The sequence below is a fragment of the Thiofilum flexile DSM 14609 genome (assembly GCF_000380185.1).
Taxonomy (GTDB): Bacteria; Pseudomonadota; Gammaproteobacteria; order Thiotrichales; family Thiotrichaceae; genus Thiofilum; species Thiofilum flexile.
The window spans coordinates 75384-99886 of sequence record NZ_KB904746.1; the positions used below are offsets into that span (position 1 = coordinate 75384).

A 24503-nucleotide genomic window follows, 5' to 3' on the forward strand; every position below is an offset into this window, starting at 1 on the left:
CTGGATTACTTTTACTCAATAACAGAAACCATAGACACACCTAACTGACCAAATCGACCTAAAAACTCGCGGGTGCGCTCTTCTTTGGGTGCCGAAAAAAACTGTTGCGTAGTATTAGTCTCGATGATCTTTCCTGCATCGATAAACACCACTTGATCAGCCACTTGGCGTGCGAACTCTAAATTATGGGTCACAATAATCATGGTGTTATGTTCGTGCGATAGGGATTGAATAACTTTCAATACCTCCAACTCCAGCTCTGGATCTAAGGCCGAGGTCGGTTCATCAAACAATAATACGCTAGGCTCCATGGCTAAGGCACGCGCAATAGCGACACGCTGTTTTTGTCCTCCCGATAATTGATGGGGGTATTTAGGGGCATGCTCTAGTAAACCTACTTTTGCTAATAAACTATGTGCTTGCTGAAGCGCTAACTGTTTATCCATCTTTTTAACAATAATAGGGCCTTCGGTAATATTTTGCTCCACAGTCATATGGGGAAATAGATTAAAACTCTGAAATACCATACCCGATTTACGGCGTAGATTTAATATGGTTTGTTTTGATAAGGGTTGCTTGGGGTCAAAATGATAAACCGTATCATCAAAACTAATCTGCCCTGAGGTAGGCATTTCTAATACATTTAAACAACGTAACAGTGTCGTTTTCCCTGATCCTGAAGGCCCTAAAATAGCGGTAGTTTTTCCTGTCGGAAACTGTACCGAAATATTATCTAAAATAACTTTATCATTAAAACTTTTAACAAGCTGTTTAACATCAATCATTGTTTATCCTTAAGCATGGAAGCGATTAAAATAGTTTTCTGTTTTACGCTGATAATAGGATAATACCGTACAAATCAATAAATAAATCAGCGCCGCTTCTATATATAACCATAATGGCTCATAGGTCGTAGCAGCCTCTTGCTGAGCACGCCGAAATAGTTCAACTACCGTTACAGTCGCTGCGAGAGAGGTGTCTTTTACCAAGCTAATAAAAGTACTAAACAAAGGAGGGGTTGAGACACGAGCGGCTTGAGGTAAAATAATCCGCCGCATGATTTGTGCATAGGTCATCCCAATGGTTTCCCCCGCTTCCCATTGCTCTTTAGGAATAGACTCTATGGCCGAGCGAATAATCTCTGAACCATAAGCGCCCACGCTTAAAGAAAAGGCGATAATAGCTGCCACATAGGCATTGAGCGTGATCCCTAGCGAAGGTAAACCATAGAAAATAATAAATAACTGTACTAATAAAGGGGTGCCGCGAATAATCCAGACATAAAACTGCGCCCCGCGCTTAGCAAAAGGATTCGCAGAAAGACGAGCTAATGCGGTAAAAAAAGCTAATAATAACCCTAAAATAAAAGAGATAATCGCCAGAGGAATCGTTACTTCAATGGCGGCTAGTGCAAAGGGAATTAAAGCATTAGTAAGAATATCAACAAGACGGTCATCCATGTAAAATCCTTAGTAAAATAAAAAAGCCTCTAAGCTTATAGAGGCTCTCAAAGTATATTGATTAACTTAAGGTTTAGACACATCTACACCAAAAAACTGCTCCGAGATTTTGGCATAAGTACCATCGGCTTTTATCTCATCTAACGCTTTATTAATGGCAGCCAGTAATGCTGGATTACCCTTTTTCACTAAAATGCCAGAGTCCGCAGCCTCAGTATCACTCGCTACGATTTTAACCGGAGCATCAGGTTTTTGCTTTTTAAAATCGAAGAAGGATAAGCGATCATTTAAAGTCACATCGGCACGTTTGGAGATTAACAAGTCAATGGCTTGAGCAAAACCATCTACAGATACCAATTCAGCACCTAAGGCTACGGCTTTTTTACCAAAATTACTGGTTAACGTTTGGGCTGCTTTTTTATCTTTAATATCGGAGAGTTGTTTAATGCTATCATTATCAGCATGGGTAATTAATACCATCGGTGCTGAAATATAAGGTTGGGAGAAGTCATATTTTTCTTGGCGCTCTGGCGTGATACCTACTTGATTGACCACCACATCATAACGACCCGCATCGACACCTGCGATCAGACCATCCCAAGGTGCTTCAACAAACTCAACCGTTTCAATGCCTAAGCGCTTAAATACCTCACGGGCTAATTCAACATCAAACCCCGTTAATAGATTATCTTTTTTAGTATCATGGAAACTAAAAGGCGCATAGGTGCCCTCCGTACCCACACGCACTACCTTATTCGTTTTCAGTTGATCGTATAAATCACTAGCAGGAGCCTCAGCCGCTTGAGCAGTGGCAATACTACCTGCGAGGAATAAAGGTAAAAGTAAATAGCGAGCCAAGTAATTCATGTGATGTCCTTTGGTTTTATTAGCGGTGGGATAGCCACCCTATATGATTTATGCACTAAAACGCTTGCGGCGTCATTATCAAAATTTAGGATAGCAAATGAAAACGATTAAAATAGGTTTCATTATCAGTATTTTAGATATAACTTGATTCAACTAGCTAAATTTATAGCAATATGGTGGAAATAGGTAAGGAGGACACTGGACAGACCAAAACACCCCCTACCTCCAAAGCTCCTTCCAATGCACAATTGATACAGTTACTGACTCAATTAATTCAGCAACTCTTGGCGCAATTTAAAACCATGAAATAGTGACCTGAGCCAGCTACATCGGCATTTCTAATTAAAACTATCTTGGCGGTTAGCCAGCCGCCAATGCATTGGCCTGTATTGACGCTTACCGTTTATCGTTTTCCTAGTCATCTCATCGGTAATTAGGCCACTTGTCCGTACAGTAAGAGGAGATTCAGAACTAAAAACTACACTGAGGGCATTAATAACAATAATAAGCCGACCCTTAAACCCATGAAGCGCCAGCCCATTTACAGTTTATTACTTTGCACTTACTTCATAAGCTTCAGTGCTCATAGCGCTCTTAAACAGGATTTTGCTCAGCTAGGCATTGAAAAAACCAGTGCTTATCAAGAGCAAATGCGGGGTTATAATGAATCACGTGGTTCGCTATTAACCGATCCCATCCCTCCTGCGCCACGTGCTTCTACTTGTTCTTTAGCCGATACTATGCGCGAAACTCAACAGTGCTTAGCACGCTCGGCGGCTATTCAAGAGGCGCTACACGAACAGGCTAAATATTTAAATCGTTTGCCACGCCATAAATTCCCTAACTCTTCTTTGCAATTAAGTATGGGGGAATTAGACCAAACGATTAAACGGTTACAATCGTGGAGTCGAGGTAATCCACAAAGTCTAGCGGATATGTTTTTTCTCCAAGAGCTTAACTTCGACCCTCAAGGGCGTGGAGCCAAATACACAGGCTATATTACCCCTGCGTTAAATGTTAAACGTACCCCAGACCGACGCTTTAGGTTTCCGATTTATACCAAGCCTAAAAATGGTAAATTACCCACTCATGCCGATATTAGCCGAGGTGCTTTAGCTGGTAAGGGTCTCGAAATTGCGTGGACGGATGATCCGATTGAACTCTATTTTGCCCAAATACAAGGGGCTGCCAATGCCGTTTTCCCTGATGGTAGTTTTGCGACCTTAAGCTATGCGGGTAATAATGGGCATCCCTATCGACAAGTAGCGGCTTATCTTAAGGCTAAGGGCTATAAAACCTCTGGCTTAGGCAACAACTCCATCAAAGAATGGCTAAGGGCTAACCCCCATAGAATCGCTGAAGTATTACTCTCTAATCCACGCTTTGTCTTTTTTAACCTAAAGCAAGGTCGCCCTAAAACCTCTATTGGTGCATCAGTAATCCCCTGGCATACCGTCGCGGTAGATGATAAGCACATTCCACTCGGTTCGGTATTACTGGCGGAACTACCCATTCTTGACCACTTAGGGCGGGAGCGTGGTAGACAATGGCATCTATTATTCGCGCAAGATCGTGGCAGTAATATTCAAGGCCATGCCCGTATTGATCTATACCTAGGTGCCGGTCATAACGGTGACATCATTGCACAAGGCATTACCGGTTATCGTCGCACCTTTTTATTACGCCCCAAAACATAGTTAAAACCTAATCCAGTTCAGATTAATGACTGGTTTGATACATTAAAATAATAAAAACCCCAAAAAAATAGGTCATCCATTATGCTTAATATCACTGACTGGACTATCATCGGCATCGCCTTAGCGGCTGCGACCATTGCCCTACTATTTTTACGTCCCCAAACTAATAGCCGTGATCTAAGTCGTTTGCGGGATTTACGCCTCCAAGCCGAACAAGAACAACGCCAAAGTGCCGAGTGGATCAGCACTCTAAAACAAGCCGCTGAACAAGCGGATACTTGGAGCGAACAAGCTAAACGCCATACCCAAAATATCGAATTATATGAAGCTAAATGCCAAGCGCATTGTGAGGAATCTAAAGAGCTACTAGAGCAATTACGAACTCAAGTCAGCACTATAGATCCCCTACACTCATCCTCTATGTCGAACCCACACCTAGATCAAGCACCTGCGAATCAAAGTGTGCAAGATGTAGCCGATGAAATCATTTATGGCGTGAAAGATGAGGTCATCCATAGCATTAAAAATTAACAACTCAGTTTCTCACCTTTTTAATGCTGTTCCTCGCGTTGTTGTAATTCCCAAAGGGCTGCGTAATGCCCTTTGAGTGCTAGCAGTGCTGGATGTGTCCCCTGTTCCACCACACGCCCCGCATCCAGCACCACAATCTGATCGGCATTCACAATAGTGGATAGACGATGCGCAATAATCAGCGTGGTATGATCCCCCGCGACCTCCTCTAAGGTACGCTGAATCGCCCGTTCCGTTGTGCTATCAAGCGAAGAAGTGGCTTCATCAAAAATTAAAATCGGTGGCTGTTTTAAAATCGCCCGCGCAATAGCGACTCGCTGCTTCTCGCCCCCCGATAGTTTCAAACCGCGCTCACCCACCACCGTATCCCAACCGTCCGGTAGCTTGGCAATAAATTCGGCTATATGTGCCATCCGTGCCGCTTGCTCTAGATCGGCCTGTGTCGCATCGGGTTTGCCGTATTGCAAATTAAACCGCAGGGTTTCATTAAAGAGCACCGTATCCTGTGGCACAATCCCAATAGCACGGCGCAAACTTTCCTGTGTGACTGCGCGAATATCTTGTCCATCAATGAAAATAGCGCCCCCTGTCACATCATAAAAACGATAGAGGAGCCGTGCCAAAGTCGACTTACCCGCGCCACTCTGCCCCACCACTGCCACAGTTTTTCCGGCGGGAATAGTGAGAGTTAGACCATGCAAAATTTGTCTATCCGCCTGATAGCCAAACTCCACCTGCTCAAAACGTATCTCGCCTTTTGCCACTTTTAAAGCTGGGGCATGGGGTAAATCTTGAATCTCCGGCTGTTGATCGAGGAGGCGAAAGACGGTATCCATATCTGCCAAGGTGTATTTCAATGAGCGATAAATCATCCCTAAGGAGTTTAAGGGGATAAAAAGCTGCAACATAAAGGCATTGACCATGACTAGGCTACCCAGACTCATTTGCCCCTGTAATACATCATTAGCCGCCACCCACATAATAATCGTCACCCCAACAGCTATAATCGCGGATTGCCCAAAGTTCAGCAGTGACATACTAGTCTGGCTTTTAACTGCATAGCCCTCCCATTCGTTTAAGGTTTTATCGTAGCGGGCTAGCTCTAGATGCTCATTATTAAAATACTTCACCGTTTCGTAATTGACGAGGCTATCGATAGCTTGATTATTGGCTTGGGAATCGAGGGTATTCATAGTGTGGCGATCATCCATGCGCCAATCGGCCATGCGTAGGGTAAACCACACATACACCGCTATGGTGCCAAAGGTAATCAGGGCAAAGATGGGGGGATACTCTTTGAGTAAGATAATCCCGACTAACAAAAACTCGACCATGATCGGGATAATGCTAAAGGTCATAAAATTCATGAGCGAGCTAACCGAGCGCGTGCCCCGCTCTAAATCGCGACTAATCGCACCGATTTTACGCTCTAAGTGAAAACGTAGGGATTGTGTATGTAAATGCTCTAATACCCGTAATGATAAGCGCCGCATCGCCCGATAACGCACCCGCGCAAACACCACATCGCGCAGCTCATTAAAGGCGGCACTTAATAAACGTAATAAGCCATAGCCTAATAATAAAGCGATGGGTAATACCACCACCTGCTCTGGCTTATGCTCTAAAGCATCTACAATACCCTTGAGCATGACCGGAACCCCTACGGTTGCCACTTTCGACAATACTAGGCAACTTAAGGCAAAAATCGCGCGACTACGAAAATCGAGTAAAAACGGTAGGACTGATTTTAAATTATCCCAATCACGTCGATCCGTGTGGGGGCGTTGTGTACGTGATGAACCCATACCAATCATTTATGAAAATCCTAATAGACAATGGCATAATACTACTTTTATTTTCCAGACCTTGCCCTGATGAAAGAACGTATTCAAAAATTACTAGCCCATGCAGGCTATGGTTCACGCCGTGAAATTGAACGCTGGATTGAAGCGGGCGAGGTGATGATTAATGGTAAACCCGCGACGTTAGGACAACTCATCGACGCTACCGAACAGATTAGTCTGAGGGGGCAGCGTATTCGTTTAGAAACACGTCTTGCAGCCACGCCAAAAGTGATTATGTATCACAAAAAAGCGGGGGAGATGTGTACCCGCTCCGACCCCGAAGGTCGCCCTACTGTGTTTCAAAGCCTGCCCCGCCTACAACAAGGGCGCTGGGTGATGGTGGGGCGTCTAGATGTGAATACCGATGGATTGCTACTCTTTACCACCGATGGCGAGCTGGCTAATCGCCTAATGCACCCCTCCTCTGAGGTAGAGCGTGAATATGCCGTGCGTGTATTAGGTGAAGTCACTCCTGAGATGATTCAACAGCTCGAAACTGGGGTTGAATTAGAAGATGGTCAAGCCAAATTTGACTCGGTGAAAGAGGCGGGCGGCGAAGGGGCTAATCATTGGTATCATGTGATTTTGCGTGAAGGACGTAACCGTGAAGTGCGTCGCCTGTGGGAGGCGATAGACGTAACGGTAAGCCGTTTAATTCGGGTGCGTTATGGGGTGATTAGTTTGCCGCGTTATTTACGCCAAGGTCATGCTGAGGAGTTGGATGTTAAAGCTTTGCGTAAATTGTATGAGTCTGTGGGTTTAAAATTTGAAGACGGCACCTTAGATGCACATAAACCCGTGCGTCGTACTAGCCCAGAGCGCGGTTCTGCGGCACCAAAACGTTTTGAACGCGAGTCTGTCCGCGATACAGAAGGCCGACGCTCTTCTAGACGCCCTAGTGCGAATGCGCCCACATCACGCACTTCAGCACCTAGACCGACAGGACGGCATCGGTAATCCCCCAAAAGGCTGGCTTTTGTAACCAGCCTTAGAAACCTAAATATTAAGCCCCAACACTAGTTGACTGTATATCTACCTATTGAACAATTTGACTTTGTGTAATACCACCTTTCTTTTGAGCATCAAGTAGAACCATTGATATTGATATATTTGGCAAAATCACCAAATATCACTTCAATTTTACTGGGATTGGTCTTCTCCTATACTCTAGGGATAGTTCGCATCTAACTAATGATAAATATTAAAATTAATATGGTAAAGATAGCAAATGAATCAATCGGAAATTGTTATACTGGCAAACTCAATTAAAAATGGGCAGCACTGTGTTGCTGGTAAGTGCTTCGGTACAAAAAGCTGGATTCGACCTGTTTCTAATGAACAGGGAGCTGAGCTAAGTGATAATCAAGTCAAATATAAAAATATTCATGGCATATATACGGTAAAACCACTTCAAAGAATCCGTATGGGGTTTTCTCGACATGTTCCACTATCTCATCAACCTGAAAATTTCTTAATTGATGGTAAATTATGGCAGCAAAATTACTCTATTGAAGCAGCAGAAATTAAAAACTATCTAGATACACCTATTGACTTATGGGGAACTGATAATAGAGTACAGTATGAAAAAATTTTCTTAGGGCTTTACAATATTAAGCAGTCACTTTACCTTGTACAAGTAGAAAATATAATGCTCTATTATAACAATAATAGAAGAAGGGCAAGCTTTTCTTATAATAATATTAGCTATGACTTTGCTGTCACTGACCCTAAGTTTGATGAACTATACTCAAATGATCAAAAACTTAAAAATATTCTTTGTATAAGTCTTGGAGGAGAGTATAAAGAATATTGTTACAAGCTTGTAGCTACAATTTTTTGAGGTTTATTATGAAAATTTATACTATAGGATTTACCAAAAAAAATGCAGAAACATTTTTTGGTTTTCTAAAAAAATCAGAAGTCAAAACACTTATTGATGTTCGTCTGAATAATGTATCTCAATTAGCAGGCTTTGCTAAAAAAGATGATTTAAAATTTTTTTTAAAAGAAATTTGCAAAACAGACTATATTCATATTCCAGAATTAACACCAACCAAAAATATTTTAGATGCTTATAAAAATGGAGATATATCATGGGAAGCTTACGAAGATAAATTTTTAAATATTATGGCTCAAAGAAATATAGAGAAATCAATAAAATCAAGCTTATTGAATCACAGCTGCTTATTATGTAGTGAACACGAGCCTCATTTTTGCCACAGGAGGCTTATTGTCGAATATCTAAATAAACACTCTGATTTTAACCTTGAAGTAAAGCATCTATATTAATGATTAAGCTATTGATTCTATATCCAAATCTTTTTAATTGCTATTCAAAATTCTCAAGGAAAATAGAAAAGATAACCTCTGGATTAGATAACGTTACTTTGATATATCCATCTGATCCAAATGAATTTATTAAAAAAATTTGTGATAACAACTCACATATTACATCATGCGAAAACTTAGTTAATTGGACGATTGATGATTTAACTCATGCAATCGTTTTTGATGATGGTAAAGAGTTTCCAAAAGAGACTGCTCTATTACAATCTAGCGGCAAACCAGTGAGGGTTATTAAAATTGCTATAACTAGAGTAATAAATATTAAGACTAAGAACTCAATAAAAAATTCTCTAAATTACGAGTATATAGGAAGGGGTTCATATTGGGGTAACCCTCATTCTATGTACGAGAAAGGTGATGAGCGAGATGAAGTTATACGAAAATATAAATATGACTTTGACTTTGATAAATTTCCAAATAAGAAGAAATCGGAAGTTTATAAACTTGCAGGTAAGCAACTGGGGTGTTTTTGCAAACCACAAACCTGTCATGGTGATATTTTGGCAGACTTCTTAAATGCCTGGGATGATGGCAAATAAATATTGACCAACCCAAAGGACTTTAAAGATATTCTACTAATAAAATCCATAATAACATTATCATAGATTTCAAATTAACATCTAGTTTATTTTGATATAAACTAGATGTTAACATAATTTAGCAAAAAATATAAAATCAATGACACTACCCAATCGCCAGCGGTTTATGATCTTTCAAATACCCCTTAGGTCGAATCGCTACGGTACAAAAAACTACCGTACATAAGCGATCATGTGCATCATATAAGCCATATTCAAAGGTTGGAGTACTACGTTTATGCTCTAATAACTCATCCCGAATTTTGCGTTCTAATTCGGGAGGAAAATCAAAACGCAACTCTAAATCCGTTAGCCCAGCACGGCGAAAATCAATTTCTAATTTACGCGTCCATACATCATAGTTCTTAAATACTTTAGCACAAGCCAGTGGCGCAATAGGATCAACGAGAGAAGCTTGAAAACCACCAAACATACCGCCTCCCATGTTTTTTGAAATCGCTGTGAGGGGGAGTTTAATACGAATATGTCGCCACTCATTTTCCATAGCAACCACTTTAATACGCATCATCCACCAAGCGGGATACCATTCCAATAATTTGGAATCGGACAAGAAACTAAAACTTTTTTGGATAAACTGAGCAATATTCAAAACGGGCTACTCGCTAATTAATTGAGATAGTAAAGAGGCTTTATTTTGTTGTTGTAATTTCATTCTTAAGCGCTGGCAGCGGAAAATACTCATTAAATCTTGCAGTGCCTCATCAAAATCATCATTGATTACCAAATAATCATATTCATTATAATGAGATAACTCGCGTTGAGCATCGCGCATGCGGCGTGCAATGATTTCATCACTATCTTGGCGGCGATTGCGTAAACGCTCCTCTAATGCCCGTTGACTCGGCGGCAAAATAAAAACACTAATCACATCATTAGTGCGTTGTCTGACCTGCTGCGCCCCTTGCCAATCAATTTCTAAAATCACATCGAAGCCAGATTTTAATTGCTCGTCTACGGTTTGACGCGAAGTGCCATAATAGTTATCAAATACCTGAGCATATTCGAGGAAATTATCCTCCTCAATTTGACGTTGAAACTCGCCCATAGACACAAAATGATAATGCTTACCCTGCTCCTCGCCCGGACGGGGTTGGCGGGTGGTGAGCGAAACGGAGACGACTGCCTGAGGTAATTCGAGTCGTAAGGCATTGAGTAGGCTGGTTTTACCCCCACCTGATGGTGCTGAAACAATATAAAGTTGTCCGGTCTTCACGCTATACTCCTAAGATAACTACCCAATACTGATCGAAAAACTGGGGTCTATTAAATAAATATGCGATTATACGGCTAAGGCGCAATAGTTAAAATCTCAAGAAGCAATAGGAGCAGAGATACCATGATCGAAGTGATACCAGTTCCAGCTTTTACTGATAATTATATTTGGTTTATCACGGATAAAGATGAGTCTAGCAATACCCTCTCCGCTATCACTGCATTGACCATTATTCAACAATCGACTGAAAAAGAAGGCAATTCTGAGCAAGCAATGGTCTCTATTTCCCATACCCGCCGCCCAGTAGCGATTGTTGATCCGGGGGATGCTGCAGTGGTATTCGCGGCCTTAGAGGAGCATCAATTAGAGCCTATTGCTATCTTAATCACCCATAGACATCGTGACCATGTGGGGGGGATTGAGGAAATTTTACAACGCTATCCACATATTCCTGTCTATGGCCCCGAAACGGAAGAAATTCCACACCGCACCCATGCCTTAAATGAGAGGGATATGATATCGCTAGCTCCATTGCATTTAGAGCTTAAAGTCTTAGATGTGCGTGGGCATACGGCGGGACATATTGCCTATTATGGGGCTAATCGTTTGTTTTGTGGGGATACCATTTTTGCCAATGGCTGCGGGCGGGTATTCGATAGTACCTTAGAAGAGTTATACCACTCTCTACAAAAAATCGCTCACCTACCCTCTGAAACACTCGTGTATTGTGCGCATGAATATACTGTGGACAATTTAGGTTTTGCGAAATGGGTAGAGCCGGATAATGAGGCTATTGATGCGCGTTTAGAAGCCTGTTGGGATTTAATTGATAATGGCAAGGGTACAGTGCCCTTTATTTTAGGCTATGAATTTAATACTAATCCCTTTTTACGCACTCATATTCCAGAGGTCATTAAAAAAGCCGAATCGGTAGCCGGGCGTGAATTAAAAACCCCCGAAGAGGTATTTGCCACCTTACGAATTTGGAAAGATACTGAGTATGATTAATTCTGAATGCTAGCAGCTAAAGGATGCTATTATGCCACTTGCCTATGATTTGCCCCCTATATCAGAGGATGACTATTTAGCGCGTGAGTTAGGTGCTAATGAGCGTCATGAGTATGTGGCTGGGCAAGTCTATTTAATGGCAGGCTCTAGTAAAAATCATAATCGTATTGCATTAAATATCGCTAGCTATTTTAATCAGCTTACGCGTGGCTCTAGTTGCCAAGTTTATGCCTCTGATATGAAAGTAAGGATTAAAGAGCGTAATAGCTATTACTATCCTGATGTAGTCGTGAGTTGTGATAATAATGACAATAACGACTACTTTTTAGATTATCCGTGCTTAATCATAGAAGTAACTTCGGACTCGACTCTACGCAAAGACTACTTAGAAAAGTCCTTAGCCTATCAAAGTATTAGTTCGCTACAAACCTATATCATCGTGGCGCAAGATAAATATCAAGTCGATATTTTAAGGCGCAATGCTAAGGGGTATTGGGATTTAAGCCAAATGACAGGGTTAGAGCAAAGCATTGAATTACCTTGTCCCATTAGTCATTTAAGCTTACAAGAGATTTATCAGGATATATCATTCAATACATAAGAAGAGCTTAATAATTATATTTTAAAGATTAAAATCTTACTCTACTCACACAATAAAAAGCCCCGATATGGGGCTTTTTATTTTCAGTGCGACAACATTACTTCATTGTCACAAGCTCTTCGGCACTCACAGGATGAATCGCAATCGTATCATCAAAGTCTTTCTTCGTAGCGCCCATTCTAATCGCTACGGCAAAACCTTGCATCATTTCATCCACACCTAAACCAATAGCATGACAGCCTACGATTTTTTCATCTTCACCGACCACGACTAACTTCATCGCAGTTTTAACTTTTTGCGTGGTGAAAGCATAATACATCGGTGTAAACTCAGTGCTATAAACCTTTACTGCATCACCATACTTTTCCCGTGCCGCTGCTTCAGATAAACCAATCGTGCCAATAGGTGGATGGGTAAACATCACGGTTGGAATTAAACTATAATCGACCTTACGATCTTTCATCCCACCAAATAAACGCTCACCTAAACGCCGCCCGGCAGCAATAGCCACTGGCGTTAATTGTACGCCGCGCATATTGATAATATCACCGATGGCATAAATACCTTTGACATTAGTTTCTTGGTATTCAGTAACATCTATTAAACCATTCGCTGCGGTTTTCACGCCTACTTTATCTAAAGCTAGCGTGTCTGTATTGGGTACTCGTCCAATTGCCCATACGACTTGATCTAAGCCTTCAAGTTTAGAGCCATCTTGATAATGAATCGTAATGGTAGCACCTACTTTTTCAAGGCTAGCAATTTTGCCATTATCATTAAAGATAATGCCATCGGACTCCATTTGCTTGCGTAAAGTGGTTTGCATGAGGCTATCAAAGCCAATTAATACCGGAAAGCCCTGATGCAGCATATGGGTTTCTGAGCCAAGCGCATTTAATACACCGGCTAGCTCTAGTGCAATATAGCCGCCCCCTACTACTGCGACCCTTTTAGGTTGTTCTTCTAATGCAAAAAAGCCATCGGAGGTAATACCTAGTTCAGCCCCCGGAATATCGTTGGGGAAAATCGGACGGCTACCCGTAGCAATAACAATATGGTCAGCCGTATAGATTTCGCCATTCACATCTAATGTATGAGCATCGACAAATTTTGCCGCCCCCACAATCATTTCAATATTATTTTCAGCTAGAAAACTATTTTCATACCAATCAGTAATACCACCAATCAGATTTTCACGCTTCATCACCAGCTTAGTCCAATTAAAGCCCTCGGTTTTCACATCAAAACCATAATCTTTAGCATGGTGCAAAGCATGAGCGAGGCTCGCTCCAAACCACATGACTTTTTTCGGTACACAGCCACGATTTACGCAAGTGCCACCGACATCACCGGATTCGATGACTGCACATTTAGCACCATATAATGCTGCTTTTTCTACGACCGATAAGCCACCACTACCTGCACCCATCGCGATTAAATCGAAATGCTTACTCATGCCTTACTCCTAAATTCTTATTAAAAGTACCCATCACAATGATGAGTACTTTTTTATGCTGATGCTTAAGCGTTAGTGGCTAACCAAGCTTCTAACTTATCAGATCCACCAATCAATTTTCCATTAACAAATACTTGTGGCACCGCATCCGCACCAGCGACAGCACGTAAAGTCACATTGCGGTAATCACGATTTAACACTAACTCATCAAACGCAATGCCTTTTTCTTTCAGCATACTTTTCGCTTTCGCACAGAATGGGCAGCCCGGACGGGTGAATACAGTGACATCCAATGGTTTTTTCGCATTAGGTGCAATGTAGTTCAGCATAGTATCTGCATCAGACACTTCAAACGGATCACCGTCTTTTTCTGGCTCGATGAACATTTTGGCGACTACACCATCTTTCACCAGCATAGAATAACGCCATGAGCGTTTACCAAAACCAAGGTTATCTTTATCTACCAATAAGCCCATGCCTGCAGTGAAATCACCATTACCGTCTGGAATGAAGGTAATTTTGTCGGCCTCTTGGGCGTCTTTCCACTCATTCATCACGAAGGTGTCATTCACAGACATACAGATAATGTCATCGACACCATTGGCTTTCAGAGCATCAGCTAATTGGTTATAGCGTGGCACATGCGTAGAAGAACAGGTGGGGGTAAAAGCCCCTGGTAAGGAGAAGACTACAACGGTTTTACCTTTGAATAATTCATCTGTGGTTACATCCACCCATTGTGAGTCCTTGCGAGTATGGAATGTAACATTGGGAACACGTTGACCTTCTTTATTAGGAAACATGACTATAGATCCTTTATGAAATGAACAAAAAACTTAATTTTACTAATGAAGGGCTGCATTGTTGGACACTGCTAACCCTTGACTGAGCTAACTATAAAACAAGCAGCTTTTAAATAAAAACAGAATGTCTGAATCAAAACGATCTATCAAATAGATGATAGCTCACACTCCCCTAGCAACAATTACTGACACTCCTGCCTCATAGACTATTAACTTATAAATGAAAACTAGCCCTACCTTATTTATCTTTATGCTGTCTTTTAAGCTTACAAATAACATACTGCGCTACTCACCTACTTTATTCTCCATTTTTAGTACATGCAGCACTTCATCGGTAATCTAAACTAGGTTATCTCTAGCTTGATTGTAGCTAACCGTCCTCATGCCCATACTCGAATCCATGGAATACCTGGCAAGGATAGGCAAGTATCATTAACGAGCACGACTCACTTAACAAAAATCCGCTCAATGTCAACCCCCTTGTTGCTCTAATACCCACCTAGTATTGCCATAGAAAAACTTAGTTTAAAATATAAGGTGATTGCTATGACTTTTGGACTCTTATCTGGATTATTCGGATCTAAAAATATCTCTATCGGTGGCAAAGGATCTGCTGACCTATCTGGTGGTTTGAATACTATTTTCCAGAAAAAAGGTAACTTTCTAACTTCTATGTTTCAAGGTTTAGCCCAGCCATTGTCCTCTTTGGCGTCTGGGTTAGTTGGAAACATTAGTATTGGTGGTCATGGTGGCGGCGGCGGTGGTCGCACTGATGGTCACACTGACTTTCATTCTAACAATGTAGTATCTATTCAAGGCTGGAATCCTCCTAAATCAGCTACACAAGTAGGAACAGGCGCAAATGCTAATATTCAAGCGCCTAGACCAGCACCCACTCCTGCTCCTACACCAGCACCAGTTCCAGCTCCAGCTACTATCCCTGCCGAAATCACTGGCATGATTAATAGCCTCATCGGTATGGGCATGAGCACTACTGATATTCGTAACACCCTAATCAATGGTGGTTTAAGTGCTGCTGATGTCGATGCAGTGCTTGCTACAGTAGGTGGTACAAACACAACGACAACAGGCTCTACAACGGCTATTCCTGCCGAAGTTACCAATATGATCAATAGCCTAATCGGTATGGGCATGAGCACTACGGATATTCGTAACACCTTGATCAATGGTGGTTTAAGTGCGGCTGATGTCGATGCTGTCCTTGCTGCTGTAGGCGGCAACACGGTTAGTGCTACAGGTAATGCTACTGCTACCGCTATTCCTGCTGAAGTTACTAATATGATCAATAGCTTAATCGGTATGGGCATGAGCACTACTGATATTCGCAACACCTTGATCAATGGTGGTTTAAGTGCTGCTGATGTGGACGCTGTCCTTGCTGCTGTAGGCGGCGGCACGGTCTCTGCAACTGGTAATGCTACGGCTGCCGGCACTACTACCGCTATTCCTGCCGAAGTTACCAATATGCTCAATAGCTTAATTGGTATGGGTATGAGTGCCTCTGATATCCGCACTACCCTGATCAATGGTGGTTTAAGTGCTGCTGATGTGGATGCAGTTCTTGCTGCTGTAGGGGGTAACACAGTTAGTGCTACAGGTAATGCTACTGCTGCCGGCACTAGTACAACAACTGCTGCTACCGCTATCCCTGCCGAAGTTACTAATATGATTAAGAGCTTAATCGGCATGGGCATGAGTGCCTCTGATATCCGCACTACCCTGATCAATGGTGGTTTAAGTGCCGCTGATGTGGATGCTGTCCTTGCTGCTGTAGGGGGTAACACCACTGCTGCTACACCTTCTACAGATACAATGTCAGTAGTAGCACCTACTACCACTGTAACAACTACAGACATTGCAACAGGCGTTACTACAGACCCAGTACCAGTAACCACAACTACTGATAATACAGCGACTGATACGACTGCCACAGCTACTACAACAGCAGGTGGTACTGATGCACAATTAGTGAAAACTATCGCTCAAATGATGAGCGTGAGTGAAACTGAAGCACAAAGCCTATTAGGTGAGCTAAGAACCAGCAATCCTGGGCTGATCGATAGCTTAACTGCTATGATGTAACTCATGAGCTAGCCAGCTTTATCAAAAACTGATGCAGCGAACCCCACTAAGTGTAAGCTTAGTGGGGTTTTATTTTCATTCTTTACTCCTGCATGCTAGCCTGCACCGTTTCACGAGATATAGAACATTCGTACATGATGCAAGCGATTCCCTTAGCCCTTTATATTCATATCCCTTGGTGTGTGCGTAAATGTCCTTATTGTGACTTTAACTCCCATGCAGCCCCGCAATCCCTCCCCGAATCCTTATATATTGATGCCCTATTAGCCGATTTAGCCCAAGAACTCCCTACTATCTGGGGGCGACGTTTAGAGAGTGTTTTTATTGGCGGCGGTACACCTAGTTTATTTTCTCCCGAAGCACTAGACAGACTCCTCTCAGGTATTCGAGCCTTACTACCTCTGCGCCCCTCATTAGAAATTACCTTAGAAGCTAATCCGGGGACTTTTGAGCAGGATAAATTTAAAGCTTACCGGGAGCTAGGTATCAATCGCCTATCTATCGGGATTCAAAGCTTTCACCCCGAACACTTACAAGTACTAGGTCGGATTCATAATCGTAATGAAGCCCTCCGTGCTGCGGAGATTGCTCGGATTGCAGGCTTTGATAATTTTAACTTAGACCTCATGTTTGCCCTCCCAGAGCAAACGCTGGAGCAAGCACTGGCTGATTTGAATCAAGCCATTGATTTACAACCCACTCATCTATCTTGGTATCAATTAACACTGGAGCCTAATACCTTATTTGCTAAATATCCGCCACATCTACCCGATGAGGATTTGAGTGCCGATATACAACAAGCGGGACAAGCCTTACTCGCCTCTGCGGGGTTTAATCAATATGAGGTATCTGCCTATGCTCAAACTGGCAGGGAGTGCCGCCATAATCGTAATTATTGGGAATTTGGTGACTATATTGGCATTGGAGCCGGCGCACATGGCAAGATTTCGCACTATGAGACCGACGGACAACTAACCATTACCCGTTATCAAAAAGCGCGGCAGCCTGACCTTTATATGCAAAGCACCCAAACAGCCTCCGCCCGTACTCAAGTGAGTATTTTAGCGCAGGAACACTTAGGCTTTGAGTTTATGCTAAATACCTTACGCTTGAAACAAGGATTTCGGCGCAGTCTATGGGAGGAGCGTACTGGCGTGAGCGATGCACTCATTCAGCCCCCATTGGCGCAAGCAGCAGAACAGGGTTTGATCCAATCAACGACTGACTGGATTAAACCCACCGAACTCGGTTGGCATTTTTTAAATAACGCCATGGAGCTATTCCTGCCTATTAATGACTAAAAACCTAAGCGACCTAATAGAGTAGAGCGACTTTTTGATTTTTTCTTACTCTTACTCTTAGTGGACTTGGCTTTAGTTTTAGTAGGTTCTGCAGAAGCCACCTCTATCTTGGGTGTCTCTGGTAGTGCGCGTGCAGCGACCTGTGTTACACCTTGTAAGAGATTAACCGCATCACGATGTCTTAAATTTTTAGCCAGTCCTAATGCCGTAAAACCATCTGAATTATAGGTATTAGGATTAGCCCCGACACTCAATAGATAGTCTATTACATTGCTACTGCCAAAACGTGCTGCATGGTGTAAAGGTGTCCACCCTTTACTAGTACTTGTATTAATATCTAAACCAAGCCCCAGCAGATACTTAGTCATTGGTAAGCGATCTGCAGCCGCCGCAATATGTAAATAGGTCGCGCCGGAAGCATTGGTTTGCTTAAAATCCCCGCCCATATCGCTTAATAATTGTGCCAATTCTACCCAGCCCGATTTCACCGCTAAATGCATCGGGGTCATACCAGAAGGGTCATCACGGTATTCAGGATCTGCCCCATTACTCAATAGCCATTTCACCTGCGCTAGATCGCCCTTACGAATGGTTTCCATTAAGCGAGCACTGTAAACGGGATTCACACGCTTAGCCGCAGGGGCTGCTTCTGGGGCTACGCTGTCCTCTTTCTCAGTATAAGTATCTGGCTCTTGAGCCGTCGTAGTAGAGGCAATAGCTTTAGTTTTTTTACTTTTAGTCGTAGCAGTGGCTTTAGTGGCTCCAGCATTACTATTATCTATATACCCCTCATTCGCATAGCCGCCATCGGCATAACCATCGCTGCTATACCCGGCATTCGCATAGCCCTCATCGGCATAGCTCCCGCTCGTATAGGCGACATTGCTATAGCCCTCATTAGCATACCCCTCACTCGCATAGCCGGCACTAGCCTCGCTAGTCACTGCTTCAGCAGGTATATCCCAAGCAGCAGGCTCGCTATTTGCCTGTACAGCATAGTCATAATCCGTATTAGCGGCATGGGTGGTGGTGGCAAAAAAGGCACTCGCCGATAAAACTAAATAAGCCAACGAGCGCTGTTTAAGCTGTTTAAAGGGTGAAAACTTCAAAATTGGTGAGTTCATGAGTGTTATACCTAATAATACAAACATCATCCTAGAGCTGTATTACGCATCAGTTTTTCAGAGGGTTCGTCCTAAGGTATACCCAAGCTAAGCTTTGACTATAAATTAGCTATATCTACAAATACAAATCCTCTCGATAAATGACTATTTTTAGCCATTGCGGTGACAAGACTTCATTTCGTAACACCTGCTACAATCAGCTACAATTATTACCATTACGCTTGATATGATTATTAATCGCTACCTTATCCAAGAAGTCGCGCAAAACTTTGCCGCCACACTCCTGATTCTTACTTTAATTATTGTGGGCAATACCTTTGTGCAGCTACTCTCTGCTGCAACCGCAGGCGAGTTACCGCTGGATTTACTCAGTGGCTTATTATGGTATGGGTCGCTAAAAAATGTGATTCGTCTCATGCCAGTGGCACTTATTATTGGCATGATGCTAGCGTTTGGACGTTTGACGGGTGACTCAGAGCTAATGGCGTTACGGGCAGCGGGCATGGCTCCGCGTCATTTCTATAAGGCTATTTACGGCCTAGTGTTACCGCTTACCTTAGTATTAGCCGTTTTAGTATTAATCGCCTCACCGCTGATTGAAAGCCAAAATGAAGAATTGCGCCGTGAAATCCAACAGCGCCCTGAAGCTGCGGGCATTCCAGCCGGTGAGTTTGTCACCTCTGGCAGCAGTGAACGCAATTACACCATTCTGGCGGAATCCCTAACCCAAGATAATACCGTAATGGAACGCTTTTTTGTGCGCCTACAAGATCGGGATACCGAAACGATTATCTGGGCACGCTCTGCCATTCTATTTGTCGATACCATTAATAAAGAGCGCTTTTTAGAAATCCGCGATGGTTATCGTTATGAAAATGATCCTAATAAAGGCTCATCGGTCATCCATTTTAGCGAACATGGCATTCGTATTCCCCTACGCAGTTTTGCCTCTAGTAGCAGCATTCAGGCGACCCCGACACTGGAACTACTCGCCATTGGAGGGCCTGCGGCTCAGGCTGAAATACAATGGCGTATTTCCATTATCTTATCCGCCCCCCTGATGGCTTTTTTAGCCTTTCCCATGAGCTATACCCGCCCCCGGCAAGGGCGCTATGGCAAGGTAGTATGGATGATTTTAATTTATCTGGTGTATGCCAATGTATTGGTTACCATTCGCGGATTATTAGAGCGTGAGGCTATTCCAGCTGCTATAGGGATGTGGTGGGTTCATGGCCTAATCCTGATTTTAGGCTTCTGGCTCCTGAAACGCTTTTATGGGAGTCCGCGCTAATGAATCTCTTAGAGCGTTATATTTGGAAGAGCGTTGCCCTCAGTATTGTTGGAACGTGGTTTTTATTAACCTTATTAGTCGCATTTTTTGCCTTCCTAGGCGAACTAGGCGATATCGATCCGAATACCAACTATGGCACGATACAGGCACTCATTTATATTGCCTATGGTATCCCTAAAACCTTATACGAATTTTTCCCTACCGCCACTTTAATTGGTACGTTATTAGGGCTAGGTAGCCTCAGTACCACTCATGAACTCACCGCAATGCGAGCGGCGGGTTTATCCATTGGGCAAATAGTGGGTATTACATTGCGCCTTGGTTTAGTGCTGGTGGTGATTACTATTATTTTAGGCGAGTGGATTACCCCTAAAGCCAATATCGCCGCTCAAACTTTTAAATCCGAGCAGTTACAACAAAAAGTCGCGGTGAATGCCAAAGGTATTTGGGTTAAACAAGGCGCACAGATGGTGAGAATTCAACAAGTGTGGTCAACAGACTTATTAGAAGGTGTCACCATCTACTCTATTGATTTAGCCAAAGGGCAACTCAGCCAAATTGAAACTATTGCCAAAGCCAGTTACCAACAAGGTGTCTGGCAATTTCAGGACATTCATACCCAACTGTTTAAAACCGATGCAGTGGAATATAGCCAAACGCCTGAGCGTCAAGTTAGTAATTTTATTAGCCCCGATACCCTCACCATTGCTACCCTACGCCCCCAACAATTAGCTGCCACCGAGTTAGCTGACTTCATTGCCCATCAACAAGCGAATGATCTTAATAGTGCGCCTTATGAGCTAGCGTACTGGACTCATTTCACCAATCCCTTTGCCACTTTAGTCATGATCTTACTCGCTGCCCCTTTAGTCTTTGGCTCGCAACGTAGCGCTGGTACCGGACAGCGAGTATTTATCGGCATTTTAATGGGACTGGGTTTTTACCTACTCAATCGTATTGCGGGGAATAGTAGCTTAGTCTATGGGCTACCTCCCCTCTTTGCAGCGGTAGCCCCTTTATTGGCATTTTTACTCCTAGGCTTATTGCTTTTGCGTCGGGTAAGGTGATAAAGGACGCTGATCTAATAACATCCGTAATCCCGATGTAATGATATAATTCATATTCTTACCGGGATTATTCTGATGCGTCACAATCGCACTCATGAGGGTATTGGTGTCATTATCGGGCCCAGAGAATAAGGTAATACCATTCATATCATAATCGGCAATATTATACTGCGAGATTTTATAATTCAGGCTAGACGTCTTATTCTCCCCCATCCGTAGCACTTGCTCTAGAATAGTATTCATATCATTACCCGGCCCACTGACAATAATACGACCATCTTGATTACCATCACCAGCGGACAACATACTGCGATTATTTTGAATAATCTGTGTATGCGCCTCTCCACTCAGATTCAATGCCGTGTCGGTGAAGTCTAAAGAGCTGACCGTGCCAGATAACCATACCGCTGGTTTGGTCACAATCGCAGCATGATTACGATGCCGTACCACCACATAGTAATACCCCTCTGGCAGTGGCGCGATTCTTAAGGTCGTGCTCGCGGTGATAGGATCAATCACATCTCCATTACGTAATACTAAAGCCGCACGATGCGAGACTAACGTTGCTTGCTCATCAGCTTTTCTAAACTCTAATAATACCCAGTCAACTGGCGCACTCGCATCAGTACGTTGTAATAAACTAGGGTCTAGGGCTTCTGTCCCTTCATACATACTATTGAGAATCGAACCATAGGGTTGCTTAAGTGGTATTAAGCCTAAGCGCCGTAAATCATCACGCATCAAATTAGTATTTGCATCATAAGCCCCTTGCAGCAGTACTCTAATCTGCATGGTAGCAGTGGGAATATTCACGCGAATACTGACGGGTTGTGTCGCGGTAGCGCCCTGACGGTCGGTTACTACGGCGGTCATTTGATACAGATTATTCTTATCCGCATCTAAAGGCTGATAATAATCAGGGGCGGATTTAAAGGTAATAACCCCATTCGCATCAACCGTAAAAAGGGCTGCATCCGCACCCGTTAAGGTATAGGTCAAACCATTATTCTCAGCATCCCGATCATCGCTCGCATATAAGTCCGTCAGAACACCCTTATAACCCGACATAAATTCCAGATCTGGGACAGCATTCATAACTGGAGCACGATTGCAGGCATCAAGTTGCGTGCTCACACTCGCTCCGTAATTAGAGACAAGCTGATTCGTCACCATCTTTGAACTAGTCTGACAGGTTAAGGTGCTGTGATAGCAAAACTGTGGCTTTTGATCACTGGTATACAATAAGGCAATTTTAGGCGGCACCCCATCACGCCAAGGAACAGTATCAACCGCCTCTCCTTGAGTCACTAACTCCAGACGATCAATCGCGGCGGAAATAAATGAAATATCCATTTCACCACTAGTATTGACGGCTTCCGTATCCCCAATCAATACAGCGCCTGTTCTGGCATTGAGTACTTTGATTTTTAAGGAATTAAACTCCGCACCAGCGGCTAGATTAGCATCTAAGATTTTAATTTTATCCCAACGTGCCGCAGAGCCTGTGTCTGCACAACTAGCGGGACTGAGACTAACCTGCATAACGCCCGATATCCGTCTACAAGGACTAACGCCGGTTTCGATATCCCAAGACAATAAAGTGCCCTCATCCCCAAAGGAATACGCGCAACTACCCTCAGCCGCTAAACCATAGGGCAAACCTGACACCCCTTGTCCGATAACTCCATTACTAAAAGCGGCCCCGGTACAAGGTGCAGACGTTGCCCAATCCCAACAACCCAGACTGTTTTCAGGATACATTTGCGGAAAGAGCACGCGCGAACCGTAGTAAACCTCATTTTGGGCATTAACCCCTGCCTGCACAGCATGCACCGCCGCGACTGGAACAGTGGTTGGCTGACTACCATTGAGATTATAACAAAGTGCATTTTGCTTATAGCCTGCGGCACACACCCCTGTTATCTGTCCACTAGCATTTAAACGTTTAAAAATACTGGTATAGCTGGCGGTGGTATTGAGCGGGTTTTGTACCCAATCGGAGCATTTACTAGCTGTATCCGCGTCAAAACAGGCTAGCTTTCCCTCGGTATTAGCGGCATAGATACGTGAGTTAATTACTAATAAATCATTACCGAATTCCCACCAGGTCTTAGAGTCGAGGGCATTCATACCCATAACGACCGGATTAAAACCTGCACAACGTTTTAAACCTAGCTGTGGATCATAGCAATCCATCATACCATTACGAGTCCAGACATAGAGCTTATTATTTACCTCAACCGGCCCTACATAGCCCCCACCTTCGACTACAGGGCTGTTACCACAATTATTATTGGTTTCAGTATCCCAGCAATAGATCTTTCCCACCTGTCCATAAGAGCTTCCCCCGGAATCATCACCAATATATAGCCGTAAGCCCTTACGCACTATCATAGGAGAGATACCATTAGCCGCCCCTAAGTTTCTCGGATAGCTAGGGCAAGCGGCACGAGTATTGAGGTCATAACACCATAAAACAGCATTCGCCAAATGATGATGAACCCCCATAATCTTGCCATTTGGCATTAATACCGGCGCAAAACCATCCCCACCGCCATCCATTTTGACACCACCCACTAAGGGCAAAGACAACAGACGCGCCTCACCCTCACCATTGGGTAATACATAGGGATTAGTTAACTTAATGGTATTAATGCCTGCAATAGAGCCATCATAACCATAGCTTTGCCCTTTATCCGTGGAATAGGCAATAGACCATTCAGCAGGAATCTTTAAACTATTGGGAACTAAGGTATGCCCGCCCTCCATACTATCAATCAACACAACATTGCTAAGGATTTGTGTTGATTGATTTTGGTAATTTATAATCCACTGCATATCAGAAGTTGAACTATTCACCGAGATAAGCTGACCTTGTTTGATCAGTACATCTGAATTAGCCAGCGCTAATGGGGCATATCCCATGATGAAAAAAATAATAAAGACGCAATACCCTAAACCGCAACGCAACACACACAGCATAAGCAGCCCTACTCTTATAATTTTGTTATTAATCTAGGCTTTAGACGATTTTTCTATTATAGCTATTAGTTTAATTGATCACAAGGTGATTAATTACTAGCCTCTATCATCGGTATTGACTCATAATTACAAGCGCTATGAGACTAGCTTGGACGGCGTAAAATCCCCTAGCGGTGTTAATTGCTTTGCGAAAAAGTTAAGGTATTAACC

The 24503-nt window shown here is 43.1% G+C and carries 22 protein-coding genes; 12 read left to right on the forward strand and 10 right to left on the reverse strand.

Annotation, left to right across the window (positions count from 1 at the left end; genetic code table 11):
* Positions 1–11: 11 nt before the first annotated feature.
* The 3 genes from A3IK_RS0100315 to A3IK_RS0100325 all read right to left on the reverse strand — a co-directional run bounded on the left by A3IK_RS0100315 (position 12) and on the right by A3IK_RS0100325 (position 2327).
* Positions 12–785: an amino acid ABC transporter ATP-binding protein gene (locus A3IK_RS0100315; RefSeq protein WP_020557957.1), complete on the reverse strand. Its 774-nt coding sequence runs from the start codon at positions 783–785 to the stop codon at positions 12–14.
* A gap of 9 nt (positions 786–794) precedes the next feature.
* A complete protein-coding gene (locus A3IK_RS0100320; protein WP_020557958.1) occupies positions 795–1460 on the reverse strand; it encodes an amino acid ABC transporter permease in 666 nt (221 codons plus the stop codon).
* 66 nt (positions 1461–1526) lie between these two features.
* Positions 1527–2327 carry an amino acid ABC transporter substrate-binding protein gene (locus A3IK_RS0100325; protein WP_020557959.1) on the reverse strand — a complete coding sequence of 267 codons (801 nt, stop codon included), beginning with the start codon at positions 2325–2327 and terminating at the stop codon, positions 1527–1529.
* 524 nt (positions 2328–2851) lie between these two features.
* Between A3IK_RS0100325 and A3IK_RS18070 the strand changes: the two genes are divergently transcribed.
* Together A3IK_RS18070 and A3IK_RS0100340 are read left to right on the forward strand one after the other, a co-directional pair.
* Positions 2852–4024 (forward strand): MltA domain-containing protein, encoded by a 1173-nt coding sequence (locus A3IK_RS18070; protein ID WP_020557961.1) that lies wholly within the window; start codon positions 2852–2854, stop codon positions 4022–4024.
* An 81-nt stretch (positions 4025–4105) separates the two neighbouring features.
* A complete protein-coding gene (locus A3IK_RS0100340) occupies positions 4106–4555 on the forward strand; it encodes a hypothetical protein (protein ID WP_020557962.1) in 450 nt (149 codons plus the stop codon).
* A gap of 20 nt (positions 4556–4575) precedes the next feature.
* On the opposite strand, the gene A3IK_RS0100345 is transcribed toward A3IK_RS0100340, so the two are convergent.
* Positions 4576–6369, reverse strand: coding sequence for an ABCB family ABC transporter ATP-binding protein/permease (locus tag A3IK_RS0100345; RefSeq protein WP_020557963.1), 1794 nt, complete (start codon positions 6367–6369; stop codon positions 4576–4578).
* Between the two features lie 60 nt (positions 6370–6429).
* Between A3IK_RS0100345 and rluB the strand changes: the two genes are divergently transcribed.
* From rluB to A3IK_RS0100365, 4 genes are all read left to right on the forward strand, one after another.
* A complete protein-coding gene (gene rluB, locus A3IK_RS0100350) occupies positions 6430–7356 on the forward strand; it encodes a 23S rRNA pseudouridine(2605) synthase RluB (RefSeq protein WP_020557964.1) in 927 nt (308 codons plus the stop codon).
* A 271-nt stretch (positions 7357–7627) separates the two neighbouring features.
* Positions 7628–8239 (forward strand): dual OB domain-containing protein, encoded by a 612-nt coding sequence (locus A3IK_RS0100355; RefSeq protein WP_020557965.1) that lies wholly within the window; start codon positions 7628–7630, stop codon positions 8237–8239.
* Positions 8240–8247: 8 nt separating this feature from the next.
* Positions 8248–8688, forward strand: coding sequence for a DUF488 domain-containing protein (locus tag A3IK_RS0100360; RefSeq protein WP_020557966.1), 441 nt, complete (start codon positions 8248–8250; stop codon positions 8686–8688).
* Positions 8688–9284, forward strand: coding sequence for a DUF4326 domain-containing protein (locus tag A3IK_RS0100365; protein ID WP_020557967.1), 597 nt, complete (start codon positions 8688–8690; stop codon positions 9282–9284). Before A3IK_RS0100360 ends, A3IK_RS0100365 begins: the two co-directional genes overlap by 1 nt.
* A 145-nt stretch (positions 9285–9429) precedes the next feature.
* Here A3IK_RS0100365 and A3IK_RS0100370 read toward each other — a convergent pair whose 3' ends face one another.
* A complete protein-coding gene (locus tag A3IK_RS0100370; RefSeq protein ID WP_245539436.1) occupies positions 9430–9894 on the reverse strand; it encodes a PaaI family thioesterase in 465 nt (154 codons plus the stop codon).
* A 45-nt stretch (positions 9895–9939) separates the two neighbouring features.
* Positions 9940–10557, reverse strand: coding sequence for a guanylate kinase (gene gmk, locus A3IK_RS0100375; protein WP_020557969.1), 618 nt, complete (start codon positions 10555–10557; stop codon positions 9940–9942).
* A 123-nt stretch (positions 10558–10680) separates the two neighbouring features.
* On the opposite strand from gmk, the gene gloB reads away from it, so the two are divergent.
* Together gloB and A3IK_RS0100385 are read left to right on the forward strand one after the other, a co-directional pair.
* Entirely contained in the window at positions 10681–11565 is an 885-nt protein-coding gene (gloB, locus tag A3IK_RS0100380; protein ID WP_020557970.1) for a hydroxyacylglutathione hydrolase, read from the forward strand.
* A 31-nt stretch (positions 11566–11596) separates the two neighbouring features.
* On the forward strand, positions 11597–12166 hold the full coding sequence (locus tag A3IK_RS0100385; protein WP_020557971.1) for a Uma2 family endonuclease: 570 nt from the start codon (positions 11597–11599) through the stop codon (positions 12164–12166).
* 97 nt (positions 12167–12263) lie between these two features.
* On the opposite strand, the gene gorA is transcribed toward A3IK_RS0100385, so the two are convergent.
* Together gorA and A3IK_RS0100395 are read right to left on the reverse strand one after the other, a co-directional pair.
* Positions 12264–13622, reverse strand: a complete 1359-nt coding sequence (gene gorA / locus A3IK_RS0100390; RefSeq protein ID WP_020557972.1) for a glutathione-disulfide reductase — start codon at positions 13620–13622, stop codon at positions 12264–12266.
* Positions 13623–13687: 65 nt separating this feature from the next.
* Positions 13688–14425 carry a glutathione peroxidase gene (locus A3IK_RS0100395; RefSeq protein WP_020557973.1) on the reverse strand — a complete coding sequence of 246 codons (738 nt, stop codon included), beginning with the start codon at positions 14423–14425 and terminating at the stop codon, positions 13688–13690.
* A 546-nt stretch (positions 14426–14971) separates the two neighbouring features.
* Here A3IK_RS0100395 and A3IK_RS0100405 point away from each other — a divergent pair.
* Positions 14972–16528 (forward strand): hypothetical protein, encoded by a 1557-nt coding sequence (locus A3IK_RS0100405; protein ID WP_020557974.1) that lies wholly within the window; start codon positions 14972–14974, stop codon positions 16526–16528.
* A gap of 134 nt (positions 16529–16662) precedes the next feature.
* Positions 16663–17829, forward strand: a complete 1167-nt coding sequence (gene hemW / locus A3IK_RS0100410; RefSeq protein ID WP_020557975.1) for a radical SAM family heme chaperone HemW — start codon at positions 16663–16665, stop codon at positions 17827–17829.
* On the opposite strand, the gene A3IK_RS0100415 is transcribed toward hemW, so the two are convergent.
* The gene (locus tag A3IK_RS0100415; protein ID WP_162596595.1) at positions 17826–18953 is read right to left on the reverse strand and encodes an ankyrin repeat domain-containing protein; all 1128 of its coding nucleotides are present in this window, start codon (positions 18951–18953) and stop codon (positions 17826–17828) included. The genes hemW and A3IK_RS0100415 overlap by 4 nt on opposite strands.
* Before the next feature lie 226 nt (positions 18954–19179).
* Between A3IK_RS0100415 and lptF the strand changes: the two genes are divergently transcribed.
* Both lptF and lptG read left to right on the forward strand, forming a co-directional pair.
* Positions 19180–20244 carry an LPS export ABC transporter permease LptF gene (lptF, locus tag A3IK_RS0100420; protein WP_020557977.1) on the forward strand — a complete coding sequence of 355 codons (1065 nt, stop codon included), beginning with the start codon at positions 19180–19182 and terminating at the stop codon, positions 20242–20244.
* The gene (gene lptG / locus A3IK_RS0100425) at positions 20244–21311 is read left to right on the forward strand and encodes an LPS export ABC transporter permease LptG (RefSeq protein ID WP_020557978.1); all 1068 of its coding nucleotides are present in this window, start codon (positions 20244–20246) and stop codon (positions 21309–21311) included. Before lptF ends, lptG begins: the two co-directional genes overlap by 1 nt.
* Here the strand turns inward: lptG and A3IK_RS0100430 are convergent.
* Positions 21285–24236 carry a cadherin repeat domain-containing protein gene (locus A3IK_RS0100430; protein WP_162596596.1) on the reverse strand — a complete coding sequence of 984 codons (2952 nt, stop codon included), beginning with the start codon at positions 24234–24236 and terminating at the stop codon, positions 21285–21287. The two genes, lptG and A3IK_RS0100430, sit on opposite strands and share 27 nt — an antisense overlap.
* Between the last annotated feature and the right edge of the window lie 267 nt (positions 24237–24503).